Source organism: Anaerosporobacter sp. (genome assembly GCF_965301125.1).
The window spans coordinates 1-1965 of sequence record NZ_CBDLAM010000356.1 but is presented as its reverse complement, the minus strand read 5'-3'; the positions used below and the strand labels follow the sequence as shown (position 1 = coordinate 1965).

Annotated in this window: 2 protein-coding genes; both read left to right on the top strand. The window is 35.2% G+C overall.

What is annotated here, in order from left to right; all coding sequences use genetic code 11:
- Nucleotides 1-244: 244 nt before the first annotated feature.
- Nucleotides 245-781, top strand: a complete 537-nt coding sequence (locus tag ACW2QF_RS19895) for a shikimate kinase (protein WP_455717756.1) — start codon at nt 245-247, stop codon at nt 779-781.
- 96 nt (nt 782-877) lie between these two features.
- A complete protein-coding gene (locus ACW2QF_RS19890; protein ID WP_455717755.1) occupies nt 878-1837 on the top strand; it encodes a S8 family peptidase in 960 nt (319 codons plus the stop codon).
- The last annotated feature ends 128 nt before the right edge of the window (nt 1838-1965 follow it).

Here is a 1965-nt window from a genome sequence, read left to right as displayed (position 1 = left end):
TTATTCGCGCATTATTTCGTAGCTATTATGTAAAGAGAGAATAGCAATCTATTATTGAGAAATAATTAAGAAATTACTTATAGATTCTACAAAAAATTACATATATATTAATGCTGATATAGAAGATGTAATTGGATATTATTAGCTCGTATGCAATAATTATTTTGCAAAAGCGAGTACTTATGTTAAAATGAAAAACAAGTTTAGTAAGTACCGCGTTAGTATAATAGTGAGGAGAATGAGTATGTCAAGAGAAGAAGTGAAAAAATTATTTCATAAGAACATTATGTTAATTGGTTTTATGGGGACAGGTAAGAGTACAGTATCTTCCTATCTAAGCAAATGGCTTGATTTAGAGGAAGTAGATTTAGATGCTATGATCGTTGAAAAGGCAGGAACAAGTATAGCAAATCTATTTGAGCAATACGGAGAAGAATATTTTCGTGATCTAGAAACAGAGACATTGCTTGAAGTTCAACAAAGAGAACAATTAATTGTATCCTGCGGTGGTGGAATTGTCTTACGTGATGAGAATGTTAGTGCTATGAAGGAGCATGGAAAAATCGTTCTGTTAACTGCAACACCAGAGACAGTCTATGAGCGAGTTAAAGATTGTAAGAATCGACCAATATTAAATGGTAACATGAATGTTGAATACATAGCGAAACTAATGGAAAAACGTAGAGAACGTTATCTGCAATGTGCGGATATAATTATAAAAACAGATAATAAATCAGTGAAGCAGATTAGTGAAGAGATGATTCAGAAACTAATAGTGTAACTATTGAACAAATCATTAGCTAAAATGGATATCCCTCATATTATGATAGTAAGAAAGAGTTATGTACTGCGCTCGAAATTACTGGAGGGTATAGGGATGAATCGAGCTCGAGATATTGTTCATGCGAAAGCAGCATATAGCAGAGGCATATATGGCAGAGGAATCGGTGTGGCTGTAGTTGATACTGGGATTATGGCACACACAGATTTTGTTACTGGTGGAAATAGAATTGTAGCGTTTAAAGATGTAATCCACGGAAGAATAGATATGTATGATGATAACGGACACGGAACGCATGTATCTGGAATAGTTGGAGGAAATGGAACATCTTCTGATGGAAAATATATGGGTATCGCACCAAGATGTAATATCATAGGTGTTAAGGCTCTTAATTATAAAGGAAATGGAAATGTTGCTGACGTTTTAACAGCGTTTGATTGGATTATAGCGAACAAAGCAAGATATAATATACGAATTGTTAATATATCTGTAGGTTCTACTTCAGATGAGAGTGTAAGTGAACAATCCAGTTTAGTAGTTGGGGTTGATGAACTATGGGATCGTGGAATTGTTGTGGTTGTGGCAGCAGGTAATAATGGTCCTGGTCCAAGAACAATATCAATGCCAGGTATTAGTCGTAAAGTAATAACAGTAGGAGCTAGCGATGATAATGTTTCTGTCGAGGTCTTTGGTACGAAGACAATTGATTATTCAGGTAGAGGACCTACGTTAGCATGTGTGAAGAAACCAGATATTGTAGCACCAGGAAGTAATATTGTATCATGTTGTCCACCTAAGATTGATAACCGTTCTAATAGAGGAATATTTTTTGGAAGGCCAAGGAATGAGTTATATGGAGGTCTCTATACGACGAAAAGTGGTACTTCTATGGCAACACCAATTGTAACAGGAGCCATGGCATTATTGCTTGCAGCATATCCAGATATGACGAATCGAGAAGTTAAGATACGTGTTAAGAATAGTTCAACCGATTTGGGTTTACCGCACCAACAACAGGGGTGGGGACTTTTAAATATAGAAAAGCTAATACCATAAAGTAGTTATTAGAAAGCATTATTAGAAAGTAGTTATTAGAATGAAAATTAAGGTCTTATGATTCAAAGGAAATTGTAGTGACCCCAAAAAGTTAAACTTTATTGCGAAGTGGAAAAATCCACTTCGCA

Bases quoted from the DNA above. Each gene is read 5' to 3' on its own strand.
- ACW2QF_RS19895 (WP_455717756.1), top strand. From the start codon at position 245: ATGTCAAGAGAAGAAGTGAAAAAATTATTTCATAAGAACATTATGTTA.
- ACW2QF_RS19890 (WP_455717755.1), top strand. From the start codon at position 878: ATGAATCGAGCTCGAGATATTGTTCATGCGAAAGCAGCATATAGCAGA.